Below are 20,240 nucleotides of genomic sequence, written 5' to 3' on the forward strand. Positions count from 1 at the left end.
ACCTCCGCGCGGGTAGGGTCGCGGCCATGCGATCAGGAATCTGCCCCAAGTGCCGCAGCGCCTCCGTGCACTTCACGCGGAACGGCATCCGGCGAGGCCAGGCGTTCGGCCTGACCGTGCGCGGGGCGTGGAGTACCGCGCAGTCCGAGGACTTCGTGTGCACGAGCTGCGGCTACTTCGAGCAGTACTTCACGCCCGGGGGCACCTTGCAGAAGATCGCCGAGAAGTGGCCGCTGATCCGGCCCGCCAACCGGTCGCAGCCCGGCGACAGGTAGGAGCGGGCCGCTACCTGCCGTACTCGGCCAGGGCCTCGTGTGCCCAGTCGAGCAGCGCGTGGGGGTCGTGGCCGTGCTGCTGGCCGGTCGGGTCGAGCTCGCGGGCGGCGATGCTCCCGGCCATCCACTTGCCCGCGCGGACCAGGCTGGCCGGCATGGTGGAGTAGCCGCCGCCGTACACGTAGGTGACCAGGCTCCCGATCGGCAGGAACGTGCCGATGTTGTACCAGAGGTGCCCGGTGTCCGCGTCCGGACCGCGCACCGTCGAGAGGTTCACGACCTGGTCGCCGCCGTAGGAGCGGTGGATCGTGATCGACTGCAACGAGTAGGTCCACAGGTCTTGGTACTTCGGCGCCCACTGCTGGAGCCAGCCGTGCCGCACCAGGCTGGTCGTGCCCATCGCGTAGGCGTACGACCGCCCCAGCGTCCCCGCCAAGTCGAGCGGCACGTTCCCAGCGTCGATGTACTCGTCCGGGTCGATGCCCGTCGACCGCTCGGTCTCGATCAGGCCGGTGAACGGCGCGAGCCTGCGGTCGGCGATGTCCTCACACAGGCGCGTCGCCTCGGCCAGCAGGTCGGCTTGAGCCTGGCCGGAGGGGTAGGAACGGACCAAGTCGCCGAGCGGGCCCTCGGTGAGCTGCGCCCAGGTACACAGCAGCGCGGGAGCGTCGGCGACCATCGGCTACTCCTCCGGCGTCTTGCCGTCGTCGCCGTCGTCCTCGGCGGCTGGCTTGTGGAGCTTCCCGCCGCGCGGCACTTCCGGCTGCGCCTCGAACTCGTCGGGCTGGATCGTGACGAGCTCGTGGGCGTGATCGGCGGGCATCTCCACCCACTCGCCGCCCTTGGGCCACTGGTAGCCGTGCGAGGTCCCGCCGGGCTTGCGCTTCTTGACGAACATTGCTGCCTCCCAGGCAGTTCGAGGGGATAGAGCACGGCCGCCCCCGGGAGTAGCGGGGGCGGCCGGACGAAGGAGTCAGAGCGTCGGCGCGAGGCGGGTCATGCGGCCGACCCACTCCGGGCCCCGGATCGCGAGGCAGGTGTCCGAGACGACCGCGAACGGCATCGAGTCGGGCGACTGGGTGGTCGGGAAGACGTCCTTCGGCTGGATGTCGCGGACGTACGGGCGTAGCAGGTTGTCGCGGTCCCGGGAGATCAGGTACAGGTCCTCCTGGCCCAAAGAGCGCGGCTTCAGCCCGGCGTTCGTGCCCACGTAGGTGGCCGGGGTCTGCGCCGGGACCGTGGCGCCGTTCTGCGGGACCAGCGCGGTGCCGGTGTCCACGATCGACGTGGTCAGGATCGGCGTGACCTGGTCCGCCGCGAGGCCCACGGTCGCGTCCACGACGCCGAGCAGCGTCTCCGCACCTGCCGCTGTGCCCCGGTAGAGCATGTAGGTCTGCGGGGTGGAGGTCTGGAACCCGGCCGGGGTGGTGAACGCCAGGGTGACCGTGCTGGTGGCCGTGGTGGTGGTGACCGTGACCTCGGGGCACGCGGCGGCTTCGCCCTGGCGCGACAGGACCGGGGCCAGCTTGTAGTAGTAGGTGCCCGCCGCGAGGGTGCCGCCCGTGGTCGCCGGGGTGGCGGTCACGGTGCCCATGGCGTTGCCCTTGGTCCCCAGGAACGAGGACCGGATGATCGGGATGTTCCGGTACGACGGCACGACGAGACCCGGGGCGACCTCGACGTCGACGAAGCGCTGCTGGTTGGTCAGCAGCGACGCGAGCGCGCCCTCGGCCGTGCTGGACATGACCAGCATCCAGTCGGAGCCGCCGCTTGTGACCTGCTCGGCGGTGTAGCTCTCGACCATGTCGATGATCTGGTTCAGCAGCGAGATGCTGATGTTGCTGCCTGCGGCGTCGATGCAGTTCTGCCCGAGGCTGCCGGTGGCGGTGAACTGTCCAATCTGGGAGGCCAGGCCGTCAAACTGCGGGTACGGGCCGAACTGGGTGGCTCCGGCGTTGCCGTACATGAGCATCTGCTCGGTGTCCCAGCGCAGACCCTTGACGGCGCCCATGATCTCTCGGGCGCGCAGGTCACCGATGACGTCGGCGGTGACCTCCTCGGCGTAGCCGGTGACCGCGCCGACGACCTGAAGGTTCTTGATCGTCGCGCCGGTCTGGAAGTACGAGCCGGTGGAGACCTGCCGGGCGCCGCCGTCGGAGACCGCGCCGCCGGACGCGAGGCCGTTGCGGGTGTTGAAGTAGTACGTCGTGGTCTTGATCTTCTGCGACGGCAGGACCTCGATCAGCGGAGAGTATCGGCGCAGCTTCTCGAACAGGTTCGGGTCGATGACCTTCGGGACGAGCGCGGATGCGCCGGCTGCGGTCAGCGCCTCGCGGAGCTCAACGGACATGGGGGTGCCTCCAGGGCAGGGGGTGGGTGTGCGAAAGCCCCCGGCGCGAGCGCGCTGTCGGGGGCGGGCGACCATTCCTGCCGTGCGGCACCACCCGGGTCTGGGTGGCGGTCAGTCAGCTATGCGATGAGCGAGTCAGTCCTCGTAGTTGCTGTACCGGCCGTTGGAGACCCAGCTGAGGAGGGCCTCGTTGCTGGCGGCGCGTACGGCCTCGGGGCTGGTTGCGTCGGCGGTCTCGGCGACACCGCCGGGCTGCGCGGTCCGCAGGCCCTTGCGGGCGGGACCGGACTGGCGGACCTCGCCGCGGAGCTGCTCCAGGAGCTCCTCGCGCTGCGCGGCGACGCCCTCGGCGACGAGACGCGCGATGCGCTGGTCCTCGGTCTCGACGACCGGCGCGGCCGGGGCAGGCACTGCCGGTGTGGTCTCTGCGACCGGGGCCCGGCCCATCAGGGCCTGGAACTGCTCCTGCGTCAGCTGGATGACGGCCGGAGCAGCGGCCGGGGTGGTGGCCGCCTGCGCGGCCGGAGTTGTGGGCTCGCTCACGGCGGGCACCTCCTGGGCTGTGGTGGTCTCCCCAACCGGTGCGGCCGGGGCGGTCGATGCGAGGGCTTCGGCGAGCACGGCCTTGGTGACGACCGTGCCGGGTAGCAGGCCCGCCGCCTGGAGCGCTGCTGACTGCTCGGAGGTGAGCGCCCGCGAGGCGGTCTCCATCTGGTTGTCGTCCGGCCGGCGAGCGGCTTCCATGTCGCCGTCAGTGTCCGCGTTGGGTGCGCCGGGGACGTCGATGTCGGCGTCCATGTCCGGGTCCATCGCGCGAAGCGCGGCGCACGCGGCCGCCATGGCGGCCTTCGCGATGACCTCCAGCTCGGCGGGCTCGATCCCGTCGTACGCTGAGATGTTGACGTTGATCGGGCCGTTGCGGGCGCTGATGGAGAACCCGGCGCGATCGTCGCCGTAGCATTCGGCCACGGCCTCCCACATCGCGTTCTCGGCGAGCGGCACCAGCGGTGCGGTCTCGGCTGTCACGGTCACTCCGAACTGGCGCAAGGCCTTCTTGATGCGGCCCTTGACGCGCTTGAGCTGGCGGGGGGTGTACCGGCGCGCGTTGTCGGCCTCGTTGATGTGCGACCACGCCGCGCGGGCGCGCCGCTGGGTCTCAAGCTGGTACCGGGGCTGCCGGTCGAGGTAGCCGGGATCGGCGTAGTCCACATCTCCTCGCGGAGCCTCGGCTGGGGCGGCGGTGGCCTCGGTGACGGACTCGTAGACCAGGCGCTCGACGGTAGTGGCCTCGGCCGGGCCGGTTCCGGGCTCGATCCGCGCAAGCGGCACCCCGGGGGTCTTGGTGAAGTCCAGGCCGTGCAGCTCCAGCTCGTCGGCGACCTCCACGGCCTCGCCGTCATGCTGGACGCGCCGGACCTTGCCCAGCCACGCCCCACGGATCGAGACGCCGTCGAGGAACGGCGAGCCGCCGGTCACCAGCGCGGCGATGTCCCGGCCGTGCGCGGTGTCCGCGATCTCCGCCTCGAACGCCACCGACCCGTCGTCGCGCTGCTTCAGGCTGGTGACGCGGCCAACGATGCGCGTGGAGTCGTCCTCCGCGCCGTGATGGGTGAGCATCGTCATCGGCTCACCGCCGGTCAGCCGCTCGTTCGCGCGCTTGACCGCTCGGGCCAGGAGTTCTTTGGTGTAGAGGCGCTTGTTGCGGGACACGCCGGGGGCGATGGCCGTGCCCCGGATCGTCGCGATGGCCATGTGACCTCCCGTCAGGCTGGTTGCAGGGTGCAGCGGCAGTTGGGGTGCAGCGGCGGTGCGGGCACGCTCGCGACCGGATAGGGGTTGGCGTCCTCGGCGGCCGCGCACGTAGCGCACACGTTGGTGTCGCCAGCGGTGATGAACGCGAGCTCGCCGGCGCCGAAGGCGAGGTACGCGGAGGTGAGGCCGGCGGTGAACGCCACCGCAACGGCTGTGGCCACGGCCAACGTCAGGGGGAGCGCCTCAGCGAGGACCCCGCGCGCGGCCTTGGCCAGCTGCGCTGAGGTGGCGCCGTCGGCGGCCCCGGCCAGGAGCACCCGCGCGACCGTCGCGGCGAGGCCCTTGAGCGCCTGGGCCGCCAGCAGGTACGCCGCGACGTCCTCGCCCGCACCGGGCGCGGCCGGCTGCCCGGCGGCCACCGTGTCGGCGCTTGAGGTGACCGCGTCGCCTGAAGCCGCCCCAGTGGCGTTCGCTCCGGCGAGCCCCGAAGCGAGGACCGCCAGGAAGCGGGCCCAGCCGGGCGCGCGACTGAGGAGCGTCAGGCGGGCGAGTACGGCGGCGGCGAGGGCCTGCTGGAGGTGCTGGCGCCGCAACCTGGCCTGCTCGTCGCTCCCGGGCGGGGGCGGGTTCTCGGCGGCCAGGGCGACGACGTCGGCCAGGTCCACGTCGCCGAGCAGCGCCCGCCATGCGGCGAGCGCGTCCCGATCGGCGTCGGCCTCCAGCCGGTCCCGCTCCGCGTAGACCGTCGCCCAGGTGCCGGTGAGCTGACCGAGACGCAGCGTCGGCGGGCGCCGGGTCATGCGCGCGGCGGCCAGTTCCAGCGGCCCGGCGTCGGCTCGTTCGCGGGCGTTGCGCTGGTGACCCACAGGTCGTCGTTGCCGTCGAGCAGCACCCGGATGTTCGCCGAGCCGCTGTCGGGCGACCACACGCGCACGACGATCGCCGGATAGGTCTGGCCCTCTTCCACGAAGTTGGCCAGCGTCCCGGCCTGCTTGCGCCGGTGCTGGATCGCGGCCGCGTCGTGCTCGTGGAGCGTGTAGTGGACGATCCGGCCGATGGTCGGGGCGGGCTGCGTCATGGTCGGCTCCTCAGAAGATGGTCTTGCGGATCAGCGGCCAGGCCCCGGCCGCTGTGAGTGCGCCGTCCGGTGCCCGCGCGGGGCCATCGATCGGCGGTTCCGGCTCGGGCCCGGTCGGGCCTGGTGGCTCAGGCGGCGAGAGCTCGGCGGAGCCGGTCGAAGTATTCATACCGATCCGGCTCCTCGTCCTGGTCCTCGTCGAGGTAGTGCTGCCAGTCGTAGACCGACTCCGCTGGTGTGCCGGGCGGTGCCGGTGGCTGGCCCGGCACCGGTGGCTGGCCCGGTACGGCGGCGAGTTGCGGCGGGATTGGCTGCGGTTCCGGCTCGGGCTTCATGTCGATGCCGTCGATCAGGGCCCCGGCCTGAAGCCCCGGTGCGGCGTTCTTCGCGATGATCGCCTTGGACATGATCGCGATGTCGCGCCACAGGACCAGGTTCTGGCGGTCGATCAGCACCGCGTCGTCGCCGCCGTCGACCGGCGGCTCTCCGATGTCCGCGCGGCCCCGGTTGAGGATCCACAGGCCGTTGCGGATGCGGATGTCGCGGATCTGCTCGATCGTCAGCGAGTCCCGCATGTCGACCTCGCGGAGCTTCAGCGTCCAGCCGTCGATGCCGAAGCCGCGCTTGGTCAGGAAGAAGTTCAGCTTCTCCAAGATCAAGGAGGCGATCGGCCCGCAGGTGTTGGTGAGGAACGTCTTCCGCTGGGAGTCGCCGGTGCCGCCTCCCAAATTGCCGGACTCGATTACGCCGACGAGGGCCGGCGGGACACCGTACTCGGAGAGGATCTCGTCGCGGGACTGGGTCTTGATGGACTGGAGGTCGACGAGCTTGGACGGCTGGAGCTCGGTGACGTGCGCGCCGCCCTGGGTGATGATCGGCTCGCCCTTGTTCTTCGGGCCGAGCACGCGGACCCGGAACTGGTGCAGCCAGCGGCGGATGGCGTTGTCGCTCATGGAGTCGGGCATGTCGATGTGGAGCATGGGCGGGTCGCCCTTCCGCATCGTCTCCTTCAGCAGCCCCGACGCGTACAGCCAGGTGGTGATCGGGAGGATCGCCTTCTCCGTCGGCGACATGCCGTGTAGGCCGGACCGGGGTGTGTCCATGGAGACGTGGATGATCTCGTCCGGCTTGAAGGACGCCTTCTGGCTGTCCTCGGTGACCTGGACGTACTCGGTGACGACGCCGTGCTCGTCGGAGATGATCCGCATGCTCGCGGCGTCCAGCGAGTACAGGGCGATCGGTTCGCCGAGGAACCACACGACCTCCAGGTATGCGTCCCCGGCGACCTGAAGGTCCGTGATCATGCCGCGTAGCAGCTGCTGCATGTCCTCGTACGGGTTGCAGTAGTCGATCAGCTGCTGCAACCTGATGACCTCAGCCGGGCGGGCGGGGGCCTTCGAGCCCTCCTGGTCGTCGGAGGCCCAGTCGATGTACAGCCCCCCGGCCGTCACCGTCCTGGCGATCGCGTCCACGCATGCCGACGACCAGGTGCACGTCGCGTACACCTGGTACATCTGCTGGAGCTGCTCGCGGCGGTCCCCGCCGAGGTCCCCGCCGCCCTGGTTGGTCTCGGTCGTCCCGCCGCGCGGGATGCCGTACTCGTAGCCCCTGCGCTGCGCCTGCGCGTCCGTCGGCCGCCCGTTCCCCGCGTAAACGGTCGGGGCGGCTTCGGCGACGTCTTCGGCGAAGGGCCGGGTGAAGCGGCGGACCGCGTCGATCACTGCGCCCACGGCGACGTCACCACCTTCCCCCGCTGCACGGGCTCATCGTCGAAGTCGTCCGGCACGGGTGTGTCCGGGTCCGTGGTCTGCGCGTAGCGGCTGCCGAAGGGCGCCTTCAGCTCCTGCTCGACAAGCGGCGCGGGGCCGTTGTTGACCATCGGGAACTTCGGGCCGCCGCCGAGGTTGATCAGCGCGTACCGCAGCGCGTCGGCCGCGTGGTCCGAGGCGTTGGTGTCGACGTCCTCCGGGTCGCCGGTCGTGGCGAACGGCAGTGCGGGGATCTCGCGGGCGAGGTTCTCGCAGGTCCGGAAGACGTGTAGGCGCGGGCAGGTGACCCAGCCGAGTTCGCGGTGGTGGGGGCACGCCGGGCCGTCGCCGAGGTAGGACCGCACGCGCTGCCAGCCAGCGACGCGGCCGCCCTTGCTGGCCTCGGTGAGGTGCACGCCGTGCTCGGCGTAAATGGAGGCGATCGGCCGCGCGCCGCCCCGGGTGGCCCACATCGCGTCGTCCGCCCACCGGGGTGCGACGTGCTCCCCGGGGGCTTCGGCGGCGAGGATCATCTTCGCCTGGTCCTGCTCGCCGACCTTCGTCTTGTACGCCTCGCGGTAGACCCACACGCGGTCGTCCTCGTCGACCGCCAACCACAGCGCCGCCCAGGGATTCGCGAAGCCCCAGTCGACGCCCATCACGCGCCGCCATTCGGCGGGCAGGGTGATGGGGTCGAGGGTGTGGCGGTCGTGGGACCACTCGCCGAACGCCTGGCCCATGAAGCTGTCCCAGTCCCCGTCCAGGAAGGCTTTGCGCAGCTGCTCGGGCAGGTTCCGCAGGTCGTCCGCGTACTCCGGGTTGACGTGCGGGTTGTCGGCGAGCTTCGACGGGATGAAGCGGACGGTGCGGCCGCGCCGGTCGGTGATGATCCGCTGGCCGTAGGCGGTCGGCTCGATGTAGCGGGTCTTCACCGTGCCGTGCCCGGGGCCGCCCGGGTTGGTCCCGGACCGGATGCCCAGGACCGGCCGGTCGGCGCGCCCGGACCGCAGCCGGGACTCCAGGAACCCGCACACCTCCGGGCCGGTCAGAGTGCGCTCGTCGAAGAGCAGCTTCTGGTACTGGCCACCCTGCCGGCGGGTGGCGTCCTTGATGGTCTCCGCGTACCGGAACATCAGCAGGCTGCCGTTGCCGAAGCGGAGCTCGTACTCGGTCCCGTTCCAGCTCGCGCCGAGAGCCTTCGCGTAGCCGACCTCGGCGAGCTCCGCGAGCAGCGACTCCTTCAACTCCCCGTAGGTGCGCCGGAACGCACCCACCCGAATGCCGGGGTAGCGGACGCAGTCTCGGATGCCGTCCATCAGCAGCGCGCGGGTCTTCCCGCCGCCGGCCGCGCCGCCGTAGAGGACGTCGAACTCGGTCGCGTCGTGGAACGCCTGCTGCCTCGGAGTGGGGACGTAGCCGAGGAGTTTGAAGACGTCGAGGTTGCGGAGCCGCTCCGTCTCCAGGCGGCGGAGTTCAGCCCTCTTCCTCTTCAGCTCCTTCAGCTTCCGCCGCTTCGCTTCGAGCAGCGGCGAGCTGCTGTTCCACGTCAGCGAGGGCGGCATCGATCGCCTCCAGCGTCAGCTCGTGCCGCTGCGGGGCGTCCAGGCCGAGGAGCTTCGCGCGGCGGTCCATCAGCCGCAGCGTGGTGTCGATCGCCTTCGTGTCGCCGTCCAGGACCTTGTCCCAGAGGGCGTTCTGGATGGCGTCGAGGCGGTCGAGTTCGAGCTGTCGGTGTGCCTCCAGGGGGATGGCGAGCTTCTCGACGGCCTTCTCCAGCGCCCGCCGCACGTCCGTGCACGCCGCGCCCTTCGAGCTGTACTCCAGCTGGTCGGCGATCTGCTGCCAGGAGCGGCCGGCGATGCGGAGCTCGACGGCCTGGCGGCGCCGGTCAGCGGTCTTGGTCTGCTGCGCGCGGTTCGCTGGCATCGGCTACTCCAGGGCGGCGCGGACGAAACAGTCCTTCGCCTCCAGCAGCTTCCGCAGGCCTGCCGTGAGCTCGGGCCCGTCCGGCAATCGCTGGAGCAGTTGCTCGGCGAGGTCGTGGCAGGGCTGACTGATCGCGCGCAGGTGCTCGGGGAGGTGCTCGAAGGCGAAGTGCTTCGCGACTGCGGCGGTGGCGGGGTGGCGGCCGGTGAGGTCCATGCTCAGCCCGCTGCGATGAGCAGTCGGTCCACCTCGAAGGCGGCCCAGAAGACGTTGCGCTGGTTGCGCTTCGCGTTGATGCGGGCCTGCCCGGACCTCGGCACCGCCCCGCCGAGCGCGGACATGATGCCGTGGTAGCGCTTCGGGATCGGCCGACGGGCGTTCACCTGGCGGGGGACGGCGTCGTGGCGCGGTGGCCGCGGCGGGACCGGGTAGGCGCGGGCGAGGTCGCGGGACACGTAGCGGCGGATCTTGCGGGGTTCGCGCTGGTACTCGGCGAGGAGAGCAGCGTCGGGCGCGGGCATGAGGGTGCCTCCGGAGTGAGGTGGTGGGTCTTGAGGGGCCCGGTAGGGGCGGACGCCGACAGCCCAGACGCAGGGCTTATGCTCCAGCGATGCTCATAGGGGTGCTCATCGGCTTCGTCACCGTTGGCCTTGGCCTGGCCTCGTTCCAGGCCTGCAAGCGGCGGTGGCTCGAAGCCGCTCGCTATGCCGTCAGTACGGCGATCGGTGTCGCCGGCTACGCCTCGATGCTGCTCCACAAGTCGTGGATCGGCTTCGCCGCGCTGCCTGTCGCGCTGATCGCTGCCGTCGGCTACGTCGTGGTAGCCAGGTCGCAGGCCCGGAAGCTCGGCGCTTCGGCCGAGCGGCCCTGAAGCGCCGAGGTGGAAAGCGAAAGCCCCGCACAGGGCGGGGCTTCGGTGGGCTTCCCGTTTCCGGGCATGCCGCTTCGAGACGTGACTATAGACGATCAGCCGCCGAATGTCACGAAGGGATAACGCGGCGACGTGGCACGCCAGAGGCCAGCAGTTGCTGTGCTGCCGCCTGGGAGATGTAGATCTCCCGAATCCGGGCGGAAACGGCTGCCTGTGTCTCGTCCAGAGCCCGAATGGCAGGCTCGAAGGCTCGCTCAGCCTCAGCCGGCGTGGAGTTGTGCATCGAACTGGGGATGTTGAGCAGCCTTTGCGTCTCCGCCACCTTCTCGCGAAGCTCGTCATCGAGCACAAGGCCTTTGAGAGTGTGGACCGAACGGTTCGCGTCTAGGAGTGCTGTCGAAGCGTCTTCGGGCACCCCAGGTCCGGCGTAGATGCCAGTCTGATGGCTCGCCATGGTGTCCAGGTAGTGCATTCGACCGGCGGCACGTCCAAGGTCTTGCAGTGCGTCGTTGAGCCTTTGAAGATGGTCCAGCTCGAATGCCTCCCGCCGATCGAGCGTTACTCGCGCACGCTCGGCTGATCGTTCGGCGGCGAGGCGGTGCCGCTGCCGCTTCTCTGTCAGGGCGTCGCGAGCGTAGGAAGAGAGGCCGCCCAAGAAGAAGGCGAGCGTTGGCCAGATGGTTGCCCAGTTCATGTGCGGACGCTACTCCTGGTACTCGGCCTGCGCTGGCCAGTCTCCAGTTCGGGCGAGAGGCTGTTCGTTTCACTGGTCACCAGTGCCGGCCGCCGACGCCGGATGGGGAACCGTCGGCGCTTCTGCATCGCGGCCTCGGCGTCGAGAATGGCTCGCCGCAGTACGGCGAGTGCTCGGTCCATGGCCTCATCATCATCGTCTGGCAGCAGGCCAAGAACCTTGTTGGTCGCGGAGGCGACCTGCTCGAAGTCCGAGCCCGCCAGCGGGATCGCCGCCCGGACTACCTCGTTCATGGGCCCGAGGACGGACAGCTCTTGCTCGTCTACGCGCTGGCGCCAATCGGTGATGTATCGAATTGCAGGTCCCACGGCTCGGAACCTGGCGACGCTCCGGTCGGTCGCGGCGATCTCGTAGGCCGCAAGGGACTCGTACACAGCGCGCATCGCGACGTTGCCGCGCGCCCGCCAGCTCATTCTGACCTTGAGGTGGGCTACACGCTCCATACGGAATCTGGCCATGGCTGCCAGGAGGGATTCGTAGTCGCGCCGCAGGGCCGCACGGGCCCCCTTCTCATCATCCCTGCGCTTCTGCGCACGTGCCGTCCACTGGCCGAGGAGCAAGATCAGCACCGAGCTGGCCGCTGACGCGAGGGTTGTGATCAGGATCTGCATGGCGGCCATGCTCCCTGATGTGAAGCGCTACTGAGGGTTTGTCACGTTGATGTGATGCTGCTGTGGCTGATGCGCTACTGGGCGCGCCGGTGCGGGTCGGTAGCGGGGCGCAGCACGGGTCTTTTCGGGGTGCGGGGGCAGGGTGCCGCGCGCGCGGGCGGGACGCCCCTGCGGGCGCTGGTGCGCCCTCCGGGGTGGACGCCGGGCGCACTTCGTGCGCGTTCACCGGCATCCATCCGGCCAGGGGGCCGGACGCCGTGGCCCTGCGCCTTCGGCGCGCACCGGGCCACCGTCAAAGTCGCTGCTCGCTGACGCTCGCGCACCGCGACTTTGCTCCCACCCGCCCACACGGCTGCCTGACCCCGCACCCCGCACCGAGCGGGGCGCGGCCCACACCGGGGCCGGAACCCCGGACGGGCCACCAACACCCAACCGAAGGGAAGGACCAACGTGTCCGACCATGAGGACCTGATCTACGCGGGCGTGGCCGCGCTCGCCCGGAAGGTCTACGAGGTCATCATCATGGCCTCCAGGATCCTGCCCGTCCCCGTTGAGCTGCCCTCCGGGGAGGTCTCGCCGGAACAGGTCAAGCCGAGCGTGATCCAGCTCGCCGAGTTGGCCAAGGACCAGCCCATGCCGCAGGATCAGCAGGTCAAGCTGGAGATGGTCGCCCTGCTCTTCGTGGGCGGCATGGACCTGCTGGCGACCTACGACCACCACCGCAGGAAGTACCTCGCCGGTGCGGCGATGTGCTCCTTCCTCGCAACTGAGGAGTACGCGCTGGAGCTCGCCCGCTGGCTCGTTGACCGGTTCAGCAGCGAGGAGTAGGCCCGCTCGGTCGCCCCGGCAGCCAGCCGGGGCGACCCCCTTTGTGATCATGAACGGGCGGCTGCGGCGGTAAAGGAGCGCCTGCGGCGCACAATCGGGACCAGCCCTAAGCGCCCTGCGGGCGCGGCTGGTCGGCCGCCCCCTAAGCGCCTGCGGCGCGGGCGGCCAAGCCCGGCCCGACGGCCGGGGCGAGCCCCCACCAGCTCGCTGCGCTCGCGGGGCTCGCGGCCCTTCGGGCCGAAGGAAGCGGCTTCGCCGCTGCTCACATTCGCCCTGACGGGCACACAAATGACCGGCAGGCCCACCCCATCAGGGGCACCCCGCTCCGTGCAGGAGCTAGGCCGGAAAGCCCGCCGGTCACCAACACCCCGAAGGGATGCCGCACAGCCTACGGCAGTCGCCAATTCGTCAGCCGGTCACCCGGCCCGACGTCCGCGAGCATCCGCATGCCCGGCAACTCCTTCGCTGCCACTCCGAGCGCGGCGGCGATCTCCGCCGCCGGATACCGCTCGGGCTCCGACCAGTCCGCCGCGTCCGCGCGGACCTCAGCATCCTCGCCGAAGAGCAACAGCACCTGGACGCGTACCGTCTCGGTCTCGCTCATGTTCAGTGTCCCTCTCGTCAGTGCGGAAGCGAGGCCAGGAGCCCGATAAGGACTCCCGCCATCGCAGTCACCATCCCCGCCAGCAAGCCGATGACCTCGCGGAATCCGGCGTCACGTCGTGCCTGCCGCCGAACACTGTCGCCCCAGCACTCGGAGATCCGATCCACAGAACGCATGGGGCCATCCTCCTCTCGTTTCGTCAGTGGCTGTGTCGTTGGGTCCACCAGCCGCACACCGGGCAGTACGTCGGCACCCGCCGCAGCGCAGCTGCGAGGCGTCGCATCATCAGGGGTCGCCTACGCGGGTCTACATCGGGGTCTACGGGGGTCCTACGGCGGGCCTACAAGGCGCTACGACCTGCGACTACGCCCGCTCCTACGGGTGGGGCTACGCCTCGGGGGAGGGGGCGCGAGCCAGGTACGCCACGAGGGCCTGAGCGGCGTCGTCGCGGTGCACTCCGGCCACCCCGGTGCGCACGCCGACGCGCAGCTGCGCCCGAACCGGTACGCGGAGCGCAGCCAGCAGGTCGCGGAGGTCGTCCCGCGTCATGTGCTCCAGCCCTTCCTCTGCCTGCTGGATCGCGGGGAGCAGATCGGCGAGGTGGATGCCGGTCTCATCGCCGATGTGACCGAGGATGAGCCGCAGGTACAACTCATCCGGGCTCTGCGGCGTCGGAGTCGGCTCGGGCGCGCGCTCGGGCTCCAGCGGTGCGGCGCGCCACGCGGCGAACGCCCAGCACGCGCAGAACAGCCACGGCACTCGCCACGACAAGCTGCCGATCACCGCGAGGACGATCAGCCGGCCCAAACGGCTGCCGCCCTCGGCGGTCGCCCACGGCCAGCGCGCGACCCGCCAGCCGATCACGACGCTGCCGTCGTACACGCGCGCCGAGAGGCGTCGGAGCCAGTTCACAGCAGGCCCACCAGCCAGCCGCCGACCTGATCGACGACCGGCGACAACGCCACCGCCGCGAGTCCGCCGATCCCGGCCGTCGGGCCGAGCGTGACGCCCGACAGCATGCCGCAGAGCAGGTCGCGGTGCATGCCCCGGCCGGAGCCGCGCCACCACACGATCGCCCCGACGACGAGGAGGACCAGGACCACCGCGCCGCCTGCGGTGAGCCGCTGCTGCGCGTGCCGGGCAACCGCCGGGGAAGCCGCGCCGGTCAGGACCGCGAGGACATTGGAGCCGATGCTGCTGCTGCCGTTGCCGAGCTGGTGTGCCATCGCCCCGAGGAGGCCGCCCGAGCACAGGGAGCACAGGGTGCCGATGGCGAACGCGAAGCCGAACGGGCCGAGCTGCTTCCAGTTCCGGCCACCCCGCCCGGCGCTCTTCGGCGGGCCGCCTTTGGCCAGGTCGACCTTCGCCGCGCCGCCGCCGGACTTCCGGTACCAGGGCAGCAGTACGATCAGCGCCGCGATCAGCCCGAACAGCGCGCCGCCCACGGTGGTACTCACCAGACGGCTCCCGTCAGCCAACTGACGGAGTCGTGGAGGACCGGCAGGTCGGTGACCGCCCCCGCGACGGCGGAGCAGACCAGCGCGTGGCGGAGCCAGGTCGGGCGGCGGTGGTGCAGCCACCAGGCGAGGCCGGCCAGCGCCCACGCGCCGCCGTACTCGTCGCCGCCGACGTGAAGCACGCGATGCCACCACGGCAGCAGCATGAGTGCGGCGGCCCCGGCGGTGGCGTGGAAGAGCAGTCCCCGGCCGGGCCGGGACGCGGTGTCGGAAGTTGTCACAGGTAGGGGCCGTTCTTCGCGGGGGCCGGCTGATGGTCCGGCTCGCCGTCGGTGTCTTTCTTCGCCCGGGACAGCACGGTCCGGACGTAGGCCAGGTCCAGGTCCAGGCCGTGGTTCCGGCCGATCAGCTCGGCGATGTCGGCGGGCTGCGCATCAGCGCCGATCGCTGATGCGGCGGCCATGATCGCGGCGGCGAGCGTCGCCGGGCGTGGGCCGCTGACCTGCGGCGCATCACCGCGCATCAGGTCCGCATCACCGGCCTCCAGCTCGCGGCCTAGCAGCACCTCCCGGGCGGTTTCTGCGGCGGGGAGGGCGTGGTCGAGGCGCGCGTCTAGGTGCGCCGTGTACGCCCGCCACGCGCGGCCGCGTCGCACCACCCAGGCATCCACGCCGTATGCACGGCGGGGTGCGAAACCGAGGCCGAGCTGATGCCGCGCGGAGGCGTGACGGGCGCCGAGGCGCAGCTCCGCCATCGCCCACAGCACCATGCCCGGCGCTGCGAACAGGACGGCGGCAGGTGGGCCTTGGTGTTGCCACGTGGCGTGGGTGACGTTCAGATAGATGCTCGTCGTCAGCAGGGCGACCGCGACGATGCGGGGCCGGAGCGTGGACTGGCGCGGATCGGCGGCCGCCGACGACCAGGCATCGAGGGCGAGGAGCGCAGCCCCGTCGTAGACCGCGCCAGCGAACCCGGACAGGACGGCGGGCACGCCGTAGCGGCCGTGCGCGACGGAGAAGAGCGACCAGGTCGTGAACGCGAAGGCAGCACCCAGGACCACGGTCCAGCCGAGGACGCGGGCGATGCGGACGGGCCAGAACGTCTTCATCACCACCACCTCCGGGTGCGCTGGGGCGCGGAGTCGGCGCGGCGGTTGTTGTCCTCGGCGGCGGCGACCTGCCGGTCGAGCTTGGTCGCGGCGCGGCGGTGTCCACGGACCGCGCTGGCGCGGCGCACGGTCTCGCGCTCGGCGGCCTTCCGCTGCTGGCGGGCACTGGCAGACTCCCGGCCCGCGTAGGTGCTGCTGGCCATCGTGCGGTCGTTGCCGAACAGGCCGAACAGGGCCATCACAGCACCGCCTTGACGTGGACTCGGACCAGCTCGGGGTCGTACATGAGCGTGCTCGGCTTGTCGGCCTCGATCGTGGCGAAGGCGCTGCGGAGTCGGTGGACGGCGATGTCGACCTCGTCGGGCGCTCCGACGAGGCGAATGCGCAGTTGGGGTGGGGTTGGGCGCGCGGCGCCCGTACGATCAGCCATGTCGGCCTCCCGGTGATGTCGGGATGGTTGGCCGGCCCCGACCAACGTTTCCTAGGCGAGTGGTCGGGGCCGTTCTATGTCGGCAGCATGCGGCTGCCTTCCTCTGAGTGTATGGACTCCATACACTCAATGGAAGCGGACCGCCCGAAGAAGGGCCTCCAGGGTGAGCGAGGAGACGAAACGGGTGTCGGATGCTCTCGATGCGGTGGAGTCGATCGCCGACCCGAGTGAGCGAGTGCGGGCGATGGGCGAGGTGATGGCGGCTCAGGCCGCGCGCAACAAGCGGTGGCAGTCAGAACGGCAGCAGCGCGTCGTCGCTCTCCGCGATGACGGCGTCTCGCTGCGGAAGATCGCAGCCGAGGTCGGGGTGTCGCTGGGCACCGTTCAGGACATCCTGCGCGGCTATTCGCGCTCATGGTCCTCGCGGCCAAAGAGTCAGGACTCCTCGCGGCAAGACGGCGGCGCCGAGCGCGGCGATGGCACGGCCGGCAAGCTGTAGCGCCGCACTTTTGGAGCCGGAGCCAGAGGTTGCCGACCGCACAGCCAGTGACCTGGGCTTATGGGAAGTCCGGCATCCAAGCTGACACATAAACTGGGGCTCGGAATCTGCAAGAATGCCGCCGGGGTGCATTCCTGAGCTAGTCTGTAAATTAAGAGTCGACAGCTCACGCTGTCGCGCCCTGACGTGGCGTGAGGGGCTCGGTCTGCCAGGACCGGCCCCCCACCCTTGCCAGGCGGAGCAGCCCGACCGCTTAGGAATCGCTCGGGCTGCTCTTCGCAACCCTCGCCCGGTCGTTCATGCCTTCACCCTCCACCTAGTGCCTCAGCAGCACTACGGCGACCACCTCGGCGACGCCCACGAAGAAGCCTTCGGCCGTGCTGCGGACAAGCCAGGCCCACCAGGGCCGGTGTTCGCCGTCGGGCGGCCGGTGCTTCTTGCGGTTGCACTTGCTGGTCACGGCTGACCCCTTTCGCCAAGGCCCTCTGTCGAGAGCCCGCCGCTGCCCCTGATGAGCAAGCGGCACATCCGGGCGGCGATCGTCGTCAACCACGCATAACTCTAGCGTCGCACAAAGCTGCTAAGTGACTATCAGCTGCTTTGGCCCCCCGATCGAGGCATTCGTCTCAAGTCTGACGACGTAGGCCGACGGGGGCACGCTGCATCGCGCGTGTGCGGCTCACAATCCGGGCAGCGTCTCAGCCTGTTCGCCGCGCGGTGGCTCTGGTAGTCGGACTTCGGTGCAGACGGGGCCGTGGCCGCGGGCCCGGGAGGTGGGGTCGCGCAGGGGTCGGCCGCAGCCGGTGCAGCGCACGAGCTGTTCGGTGTCGGGCTCGATGGCGAGGCCGGGCAGCGGGGTGTCGGTCACGGGGTCAGCGTAGGGCGGCAATCGGAGCGCGGCAGACTGGGCCTGAACTCAAGCCGGATCGGTTCAGTGTCCTGTGAACCGCTCGATCGTCACGCTCCAGCCGTCTGCTTCCATCAGGGCTTGTATCTGTTCGGCCATCTCCACGGATGACGCCTTGAGCTCGTAGTAGGGCACGTCATCGCGTACCTCGCGCAACGTCACGTGGTCACGCCAGTTCAGCGGTTGCGGCCCCTGCACGACGATCAGAGCGGACGGCTGGCTGACCGCGGTGTTTTGGAGAGGTGGAGGAGTGGACTGGGGCGCTGAGGTATCGGCCTTCAGTTTGACCAAGAGCTCGAAGTCTTCCTCAGGCGGCTTCACAGCTTCACGTCTGATGGAAGCGATCCACAAAGCCAAGAGGCTACCGAGGACGAGGATGATCGGCAGCGAGATGTACCACCACCGGATGATCGCAACAAGGACGCCGATGGCGACCGTGGCGAGCGTAATCCACGCGCAGCCGTTGCCCTGCTGTGATGGCCGTCGTGAGCTGCCCAGTCGGGTGCTCCAGCCGATCGGGCCCAGGTGCGCGCGCAGGTAGAAGGGCATCGCGGCTCCCTTGCCGTATTCCATTCTCCGCCCGGGAGGACGGAGGGTGCGCGCCGGAGCGGCTGGTACGGCGTCCTCCGTAGTGCTTCACTCGAACACGTGTCCGACTTCAAGCCCACGCTCCCAGCCGACTGGCCCACCCAGGTCGCCGGCCCCGGTCTGCCCGACTGGGAGAAGTCCGCCTCGAAGTGGCTCATCGACCACGCCCCCGGCGCCTGGCGCGACGGCCTCTCCGGTCAGATCTACCGCCGCGCGCCACTCATGCTCGCCCGCGACGTCCGCTACCTCGTCGAAGCCCACCTCGCCGGACTCCGCGACGCCTACCGCCGCGCCCGCGTCGAACTCGCCGACCACTTCGAACCCAACCAGATCGAGGAAAAGCTGGAGCAGTACAAGCAGGAGGGCGCCCGACTCGCTGCCCTGCACAAGCAGGTCCAGCTCGTCGAAGACGCCCTCTCCGGGGTCAGATGGGTCCCGAGGAGCGTGGACTTCTCCTAGGCCGACCAGCCCTGCCGTATAAGCGGTCGCGTAACCTGCACGCGTGAACCACCTGCCCCTCGCCGCCGTGAAGCCCATCGGCACGCTGCACCTCGGCAGCCTCACCACGGGCCAGATCTGGACCATGTGGGGCGTACTCGCCTTCGTCACCGTGGTCCTCTTCGGAGTAGCGTTCCGGACCTGGCAGGACGGGCTCGGCGCTCATCCGGGACTCCCGATCACCTTCAACGGCGCGGCGATCCTCTCCGGGCTGGGGGCTGCCGTGGCGACGGCGATCACGGTGGTGTCGCTGCTCCACGGCCGCTGAAGATCGACCTGCCGAGCTGGCCACCCAGGCTTAGCGTGAAGTCATGGGAGAGCCCATCGCGATCAAGCCCTCGTGGACCGGATCGATCACCTTCGGCCTGGTCGCCGTACCGGTCAAGCTGTACCCGGCCACGGAGTCCCACTCCGGCCCGGAGATGCACCAGTACCACCGCGCGGACTCGGGCCGAGTGCGGAACAAGCGGTACTGCATCGCCGAGGACCGCGAGGTCGAATACGGAGAACTCGCGAAAGGCTGGGAGGCGTCGGACGGCCGCATGGTTGTCCTGACCGACGAGGACTTGGAGCAGCTGCCGCTCCCCAGCAAGAACGTCATCGACGTCCACGCATTCGTGGACGAGACCTCGATCAACACTCTGAGCTGGGATTCCCCATACTTCGTGGGGCTTGGCGACAAGGCCCCGGCGAAGCCCTACAAGCTACTCGCCGCAGCCATGCGCGGGTCCGGGAAGGTCGCCGTCACCAAGGTAGCGCTCCGTGGACGTGAGTCCCTGGCGATCCTCCGCGAGCGGGACGGCCTGCTGATCCTTCAGACCGTGAAGTGGCCCGACGAGATCCGCAGTGCTGAGGGCATCAAAGGCGCGCCCGCTGACGAAGAACTCCACCCGGCCGAGCTGAAGATGGCCCGCCAGTTCATGGACAGCAAGTCCGAGGGCTACGACCTCGACGCCGAAAAGGACGCGTACGTCGTCGCCCTTGAAGACGCCCTCCGGGCCCGCGCCAACGACCTGGAGCCCGCCCACGAGACCGTGACCACCGGCGCGGCCAAAGCCCCGGTCCTCGACCTCATGGCCGCACTCCAGGCATCCATCGCCGAAACCCAAGCCGGACGAGACGCCGCGCCGGCCAAGAAGACCACGGCGAAGAAGCGGGCACCAAGGAAGGCGTCGTGATCTCGCCCGCCGACTACGAACTCCGCGTCGAACACCGCCACGAGCCGTTCGCCGACGAGGAGACCGTGGTCTGGCACATCACCCGCGCAGGCAAGTTCACCAGCGTCTGCGACCAGCTGCTCAGCCCCGTGGCCGCCACCGTCCCCATGAACCAGATCGAGACGGTGCCGCCCGAGGCCCTCTGCCCCGAATGCAGCGGCTGGTACAGGGCGATCCTGGAGGGCGGGTGACCGGACACCACGTCACCGTCTGGGGCATCGAATCGGGGCCCGGACACCCCGTCGGCCGCGTAGTTGAGGTCGACGGCGAGGACATCGGCGTCGCGGTCAGCCTCATAGGTCTGCTGGTGCTCCTCGAAGAGCACGACGTGTACGGCGTCGCCGGCATCACCTGGCACGACGGCGGACCGGAGGAATGGCCGTGAACAGCGTCGGGCAGAATGACGACGGCGAGAAGCCCGGCCCCGATGACCGCGGGGCCGGGCTTCACTGTCAGATCGCCGCGGCGATCGCGATGGCGATGACGACCTTCGCGATCTCGATCTGCCACTGCGGGGCGTTGATCTTCTTGCCCTGGCGTTGGATCGCCACGTCCGCGGCCTGGGTTACGGCCCATACCAGGATTGCCTTCTGCTTCTTGCTCACGGTTCCTCCTCTCTCGATCATTTGTGCGGCCAGAGTCCCAGCCAGCACTGACAGTTGACCTGGCGTCGAGACTACGCATAGAGAGGGTGTGACCTGAAGTGATCAATCGGCGTGACCGAAGTCACTTCAACATC

The 20,240-nt window shown here is 69.9% G+C and carries 33 protein-coding genes; 9 read left to right on the plus strand and 24 right to left on the minus strand.

What is annotated here, in order from left to right:
- Window positions 1-26: 26 nt before the first annotated feature.
- Window positions 27-275, plus strand: coding sequence for a hypothetical protein (locus ABIA32_RS13390; protein WP_370094421.1), 249 nt, complete (start codon window positions 27-29; stop codon window positions 273-275).
- A 10-nt stretch (window positions 276-285) separates the two neighbouring features.
- Here ABIA32_RS13390 and ABIA32_RS13395 read toward each other — a convergent pair whose 3' ends face one another.
- The 11 genes from ABIA32_RS13395 to ABIA32_RS13445 all read right to left on the minus strand — a co-directional run bounded on the left by ABIA32_RS13395 (window position 286) and on the right by ABIA32_RS13445 (window position 9,650).
- Window positions 286-954 (minus strand): hypothetical protein, encoded by a 669-nt coding sequence (locus ABIA32_RS13395; protein WP_370094423.1) that lies wholly within the window; start codon window positions 952-954, stop codon window positions 286-288.
- Window positions 955-957: 3 nt separating this feature from the next.
- Entirely contained in the window at window positions 958-1,173 is a 216-nt protein-coding gene (locus ABIA32_RS13400) for a hypothetical protein (protein WP_370094425.1), read from the minus strand.
- Window positions 1,174-1,248: 75 nt separating this feature from the next.
- Window positions 1,249-2,625, minus strand: coding sequence for a phage major capsid protein (locus ABIA32_RS13405; RefSeq protein ID WP_370094427.1), 1,377 nt, complete (start codon window positions 2,623-2,625; stop codon window positions 1,249-1,251).
- A gap of 135 nt (window positions 2,626-2,760) precedes the next feature.
- Complete coding sequence (locus ABIA32_RS13410; RefSeq protein ID WP_370094429.1) at window positions 2,761-4,377, minus strand: DUF6582 domain-containing protein; 1,617 nt, start codon at window positions 4,375-4,377, stop codon at window positions 2,761-2,763.
- A gap of 11 nt (window positions 4,378-4,388) precedes the next feature.
- Window positions 4,389-5,243 (minus strand): hypothetical protein, encoded by an 855-nt coding sequence (locus ABIA32_RS13415; protein ID WP_370094431.1) that lies wholly within the window; start codon window positions 5,241-5,243, stop codon window positions 4,389-4,391.
- Window positions 5,174-5,455: a hypothetical protein gene (locus ABIA32_RS13420; RefSeq protein ID WP_370094433.1), complete on the minus strand. Its 282-nt coding sequence runs from the start codon at window positions 5,453-5,455 to the stop codon at window positions 5,174-5,176. Before ABIA32_RS13420 ends, ABIA32_RS13415 begins: the two co-directional genes overlap by 70 nt.
- A 128-nt stretch (window positions 5,456-5,583) precedes the next feature.
- Window positions 5,584-7,185 carry a phage portal protein gene (locus ABIA32_RS13425; protein ID WP_370094435.1) on the minus strand — a complete coding sequence of 534 codons (1,602 nt, stop codon included), beginning with the start codon at window positions 7,183-7,185 and terminating at the stop codon, window positions 5,584-5,586.
- Window positions 7,173-8,765 carry a hypothetical protein gene (locus ABIA32_RS13430; RefSeq protein ID WP_370094437.1) on the minus strand — a complete coding sequence of 531 codons (1,593 nt, stop codon included), beginning with the start codon at window positions 8,763-8,765 and terminating at the stop codon, window positions 7,173-7,175. Before ABIA32_RS13430 ends, ABIA32_RS13425 begins: the two co-directional genes overlap by 13 nt.
- The gene (locus tag ABIA32_RS13435) at window positions 8,677-9,129 is read right to left on the minus strand and encodes a hypothetical protein (RefSeq protein ID WP_370094439.1); all 453 of its coding nucleotides are present in this window, start codon (window positions 9,127-9,129) and stop codon (window positions 8,677-8,679) included. Before ABIA32_RS13435 ends, ABIA32_RS13430 begins: the two co-directional genes overlap by 89 nt.
- A gap of 3 nt (window positions 9,130-9,132) precedes the next feature.
- Window positions 9,133-9,345 (minus strand): hypothetical protein, encoded by a 213-nt coding sequence (locus ABIA32_RS13440; RefSeq protein WP_370094441.1) that lies wholly within the window; start codon window positions 9,343-9,345, stop codon window positions 9,133-9,135.
- 2 nt (window positions 9,346-9,347) lie between these two features.
- The gene (locus tag ABIA32_RS13445) at window positions 9,348-9,650 is read right to left on the minus strand and encodes a hypothetical protein (protein ID WP_370094443.1); all 303 of its coding nucleotides are present in this window, start codon (window positions 9,648-9,650) and stop codon (window positions 9,348-9,350) included.
- Window positions 9,651-9,739: 89 nt separating this feature from the next.
- On the opposite strand from ABIA32_RS13445, the gene ABIA32_RS13450 reads away from it, so the two are divergent.
- A complete protein-coding gene (locus ABIA32_RS13450) occupies window positions 9,740-10,000 on the plus strand; it encodes a hypothetical protein (RefSeq protein WP_370094445.1) in 261 nt (86 codons plus the stop codon).
- A 109-nt stretch (window positions 10,001-10,109) separates the two neighbouring features.
- Here ABIA32_RS13450 and ABIA32_RS13455 read toward each other — a convergent pair whose 3' ends face one another.
- Both ABIA32_RS13455 and ABIA32_RS13460 read right to left on the minus strand, forming a co-directional pair.
- Window positions 10,110-10,694 (minus strand): hypothetical protein, encoded by a 585-nt coding sequence (locus tag ABIA32_RS13455; RefSeq protein ID WP_370094447.1) that lies wholly within the window; start codon window positions 10,692-10,694, stop codon window positions 10,110-10,112.
- On the minus strand, window positions 10,691-11,365 hold the full coding sequence (locus ABIA32_RS13460) for a hypothetical protein (protein WP_370094449.1): 675 nt from the start codon (window positions 11,363-11,365) through the stop codon (window positions 10,691-10,693). The genes ABIA32_RS13455 and ABIA32_RS13460 overlap by 4 nt, the downstream gene beginning before the upstream one ends.
- A 450-nt stretch (window positions 11,366-11,815) precedes the next feature.
- Between ABIA32_RS13460 and ABIA32_RS13465 the strand changes: the two genes are divergently transcribed.
- Entirely contained in the window at window positions 11,816-12,193 is a 378-nt protein-coding gene (locus tag ABIA32_RS13465) for a hypothetical protein (protein ID WP_370094451.1), read from the plus strand.
- Between the two features lie 388 nt (window positions 12,194-12,581).
- Here ABIA32_RS13465 and ABIA32_RS13470 read toward each other — a convergent pair whose 3' ends face one another.
- The 7 genes from ABIA32_RS13470 to ABIA32_RS13500 all read right to left on the minus strand — a co-directional run bounded on the left by ABIA32_RS13470 (window position 12,582) and on the right by ABIA32_RS13500 (window position 15,792).
- On the minus strand, window positions 12,582-12,797 hold the full coding sequence (locus ABIA32_RS13470) for a hypothetical protein (RefSeq protein ID WP_370094453.1): 216 nt from the start codon (window positions 12,795-12,797) through the stop codon (window positions 12,582-12,584).
- A gap of 387 nt (window positions 12,798-13,184) precedes the next feature.
- Window positions 13,185-13,709: a hypothetical protein gene (locus ABIA32_RS13475; RefSeq protein WP_370094455.1), complete on the minus strand. Its 525-nt coding sequence runs from the start codon at window positions 13,707-13,709 to the stop codon at window positions 13,185-13,187.
- Entirely contained in the window at window positions 13,706-14,254 is a 549-nt protein-coding gene (locus ABIA32_RS13480; protein ID WP_370094457.1) for a hypothetical protein, read from the minus strand. Before ABIA32_RS13480 ends, ABIA32_RS13475 begins: the two co-directional genes overlap by 4 nt.
- Window positions 14,251-14,535, minus strand: coding sequence for a hypothetical protein (locus tag ABIA32_RS13485; protein ID WP_370094458.1), 285 nt, complete (start codon window positions 14,533-14,535; stop codon window positions 14,251-14,253). The genes ABIA32_RS13480 and ABIA32_RS13485 overlap by 4 nt, the downstream gene beginning before the upstream one ends.
- Entirely contained in the window at window positions 14,532-15,362 is an 831-nt protein-coding gene (locus tag ABIA32_RS13490) for a hypothetical protein (protein ID WP_370094460.1), read from the minus strand. The genes ABIA32_RS13485 and ABIA32_RS13490 overlap by 4 nt, the downstream gene beginning before the upstream one ends.
- The gene (locus ABIA32_RS13495; RefSeq protein WP_370094462.1) at window positions 15,362-15,601 is read right to left on the minus strand and encodes a hypothetical protein; all 240 of its coding nucleotides are present in this window, start codon (window positions 15,599-15,601) and stop codon (window positions 15,362-15,364) included. The genes ABIA32_RS13490 and ABIA32_RS13495 overlap by 1 nt, the downstream gene beginning before the upstream one ends.
- On the minus strand, window positions 15,601-15,792 hold the full coding sequence (locus tag ABIA32_RS13500) for a hypothetical protein (RefSeq protein WP_370094464.1): 192 nt from the start codon (window positions 15,790-15,792) through the stop codon (window positions 15,601-15,603). The genes ABIA32_RS13495 and ABIA32_RS13500 overlap by 1 nt, the downstream gene beginning before the upstream one ends.
- Before the next feature lie 163 nt (window positions 15,793-15,955).
- Here ABIA32_RS13500 and ABIA32_RS13505 point away from each other — a divergent pair, with 163 nt between their 5' ends.
- Window positions 15,956-16,291 carry a helix-turn-helix domain-containing protein gene (locus tag ABIA32_RS13505; RefSeq protein ID WP_370094466.1) on the plus strand — a complete coding sequence of 112 codons (336 nt, stop codon included), beginning with the start codon at window positions 15,956-15,958 and terminating at the stop codon, window positions 16,289-16,291.
- Window positions 16,292-16,607: 316 nt separating this feature from the next.
- On the opposite strand, the gene ABIA32_RS13510 is transcribed toward ABIA32_RS13505, so the two are convergent.
- From ABIA32_RS13510 to ABIA32_RS13520, 3 genes are all read right to left on the minus strand, one after another.
- Window positions 16,608-16,751: a hypothetical protein gene (locus tag ABIA32_RS13510; protein WP_370094467.1), complete on the minus strand. Its 144-nt coding sequence runs from the start codon at window positions 16,749-16,751 to the stop codon at window positions 16,608-16,610.
- Window positions 16,752-16,970: 219 nt separating this feature from the next.
- Window positions 16,971-17,159 carry a DUF6011 domain-containing protein gene (locus tag ABIA32_RS13515; protein ID WP_370094469.1) on the minus strand — a complete coding sequence of 63 codons (189 nt, stop codon included), beginning with the start codon at window positions 17,157-17,159 and terminating at the stop codon, window positions 16,971-16,973.
- A gap of 63 nt (window positions 17,160-17,222) precedes the next feature.
- Window positions 17,223-17,747: a hypothetical protein gene (locus tag ABIA32_RS13520; protein ID WP_370094471.1), complete on the minus strand. Its 525-nt coding sequence runs from the start codon at window positions 17,745-17,747 to the stop codon at window positions 17,223-17,225.
- Between the two features lie 99 nt (window positions 17,748-17,846).
- On the opposite strand from ABIA32_RS13520, the gene ABIA32_RS13525 reads away from it, so the two are divergent.
- From ABIA32_RS13525 to ABIA32_RS13545, 5 genes are read left to right on the plus strand one after another with little or no spacing between them, the layout of a single operon-like run.
- Window positions 17,847-18,245 (plus strand): hypothetical protein, encoded by a 399-nt coding sequence (locus tag ABIA32_RS13525; protein ID WP_370094473.1) that lies wholly within the window; start codon window positions 17,847-17,849, stop codon window positions 18,243-18,245.
- A 43-nt stretch (window positions 18,246-18,288) separates the two neighbouring features.
- A complete protein-coding gene (locus tag ABIA32_RS13530) occupies window positions 18,289-18,552 on the plus strand; it encodes a hypothetical protein (RefSeq protein ID WP_370094474.1) in 264 nt (87 codons plus the stop codon).
- A gap of 43 nt (window positions 18,553-18,595) precedes the next feature.
- Window positions 18,596-19,462: a Ku protein gene (locus ABIA32_RS13535; RefSeq protein ID WP_370094476.1), complete on the plus strand. Its 867-nt coding sequence runs from the start codon at window positions 18,596-18,598 to the stop codon at window positions 19,460-19,462.
- Entirely contained in the window at window positions 19,459-19,692 is a 234-nt protein-coding gene (locus tag ABIA32_RS13540) for a hypothetical protein (protein ID WP_370094478.1), read from the plus strand. Before ABIA32_RS13535 ends, ABIA32_RS13540 begins: the two co-directional genes overlap by 4 nt.
- Complete coding sequence (locus ABIA32_RS13545; RefSeq protein WP_370094480.1) at window positions 19,689-19,886, plus strand: hypothetical protein; 198 nt, start codon at window positions 19,689-19,691, stop codon at window positions 19,884-19,886. Before ABIA32_RS13540 ends, ABIA32_RS13545 begins: the two co-directional genes overlap by 4 nt.
- A 67-nt stretch (window positions 19,887-19,953) precedes the next feature.
- Here the strand turns inward: ABIA32_RS13545 and ABIA32_RS13550 are convergent, their stop codons facing one another.
- Window positions 19,954-20,106, minus strand: coding sequence for a hypothetical protein (locus ABIA32_RS13550; protein ID WP_370094482.1), 153 nt, complete (start codon window positions 20,104-20,106; stop codon window positions 19,954-19,956).
- Between the last annotated feature and the right edge of the window lie 134 nt (window positions 20,107-20,240).

The sequence above is a fragment of the Streptacidiphilus sp. MAP12-20 genome (assembly GCF_041262525.1).
In the GTDB taxonomy this organism is placed as follows: domain Bacteria; phylum Actinomycetota; class Actinomycetes; order Streptomycetales; family Streptomycetaceae; genus Streptacidiphilus.

What these genes read in the sequence shown, in the direction of transcription:
- ABIA32_RS13390 (WP_370094421.1), top strand. Translation starts at nt 27, where the DNA reads ATGCGATCAGGAATCTGCCCCAAGTGCCGCAGCGCCTCCGTGCACTTC.
- ABIA32_RS13395 (WP_370094423.1), bottom strand. Translation starts at nt 954, where the DNA reads ATGGTCGCCGACGCTCCCGCGCTGCTGTGTACCTGGGCGCAGCTCACC.
- ABIA32_RS13400 (WP_370094425.1), bottom strand. Translation starts at nt 1,173, where the DNA reads ATGTTCGTCAAGAAGCGCAAGCCCGGCGGGACCTCGCACGGCTACCAG.
- ABIA32_RS13405 (WP_370094427.1), bottom strand. Translation starts at nt 2,625, where the DNA reads ATGTCCGTTGAGCTCCGCGAGGCGCTGACCGCAGCCGGCGCATCCGCG.
- ABIA32_RS13410 (WP_370094429.1), bottom strand. Translation starts at nt 4,377, where the DNA reads ATGGCCATCGCGACGATCCGGGGCACGGCCATCGCCCCCGGCGTGTCC.
- ABIA32_RS13420 (WP_370094433.1), bottom strand. Translation starts at nt 5,455, where the DNA reads ATGACGCAGCCCGCCCCGACCATCGGCCGGATCGTCCACTACACGCTC.
- ABIA32_RS13430 (WP_370094437.1), bottom strand. Translation starts at nt 8,765, where the DNA reads ATGCCGCCCTCGCTGACGTGGAACAGCAGCTCGCCGCTGCTCGAAGCG.
- ABIA32_RS13435 (WP_370094439.1), bottom strand. Translation starts at nt 9,129, where the DNA reads ATGCCAGCGAACCGCGCGCAGCAGACCAAGACCGCTGACCGGCGCCGC.
- ABIA32_RS13440 (WP_370094441.1), bottom strand. Translation starts at nt 9,345, where the DNA reads ATGGACCTCACCGGCCGCCACCCCGCCACCGCCGCAGTCGCGAAGCAC.
- ABIA32_RS13445 (WP_370094443.1), bottom strand. Translation starts at nt 9,650, where the DNA reads ATGCCCGCGCCCGACGCTGCTCTCCTCGCCGAGTACCAGCGCGAACCC.
- ABIA32_RS13450 (WP_370094445.1), top strand. Translation starts at nt 9,740, where the DNA reads ATGCTCATAGGGGTGCTCATCGGCTTCGTCACCGTTGGCCTTGGCCTG.
- ABIA32_RS13455 (WP_370094447.1), bottom strand. Translation starts at nt 10,694, where the DNA reads ATGAACTGGGCAACCATCTGGCCAACGCTCGCCTTCTTCTTGGGCGGC.
- ABIA32_RS13460 (WP_370094449.1), bottom strand. Translation starts at nt 11,365, where the DNA reads ATGCAGATCCTGATCACAACCCTCGCGTCAGCGGCCAGCTCGGTGCTG.
- ABIA32_RS13470 (WP_370094453.1), bottom strand. Translation starts at nt 12,797, where the DNA reads ATGAGCGAGACCGAGACGGTACGCGTCCAGGTGCTGTTGCTCTTCGGC.
- ABIA32_RS13490 (WP_370094460.1), bottom strand. Translation starts at nt 15,362, where the DNA reads ATGAAGACGTTCTGGCCCGTCCGCATCGCCCGCGTCCTCGGCTGGACC.
- ABIA32_RS13495 (WP_370094462.1), bottom strand. Translation starts at nt 15,601, where the DNA reads ATGGCCCTGTTCGGCCTGTTCGGCAACGACCGCACGATGGCCAGCAGC.
- ABIA32_RS13500 (WP_370094464.1), bottom strand. Translation starts at nt 15,792, where the DNA reads ATGGCTGATCGTACGGGCGCCGCGCGCCCAACCCCACCCCAACTGCGC.
- ABIA32_RS13520 (WP_370094471.1), bottom strand. Translation starts at nt 17,747, where the DNA reads ATGCCCTTCTACCTGCGCGCGCACCTGGGCCCGATCGGCTGGAGCACC.
- ABIA32_RS13535 (WP_370094476.1), top strand. Translation starts at nt 18,596, where the DNA reads ATGGGAGAGCCCATCGCGATCAAGCCCTCGTGGACCGGATCGATCACC.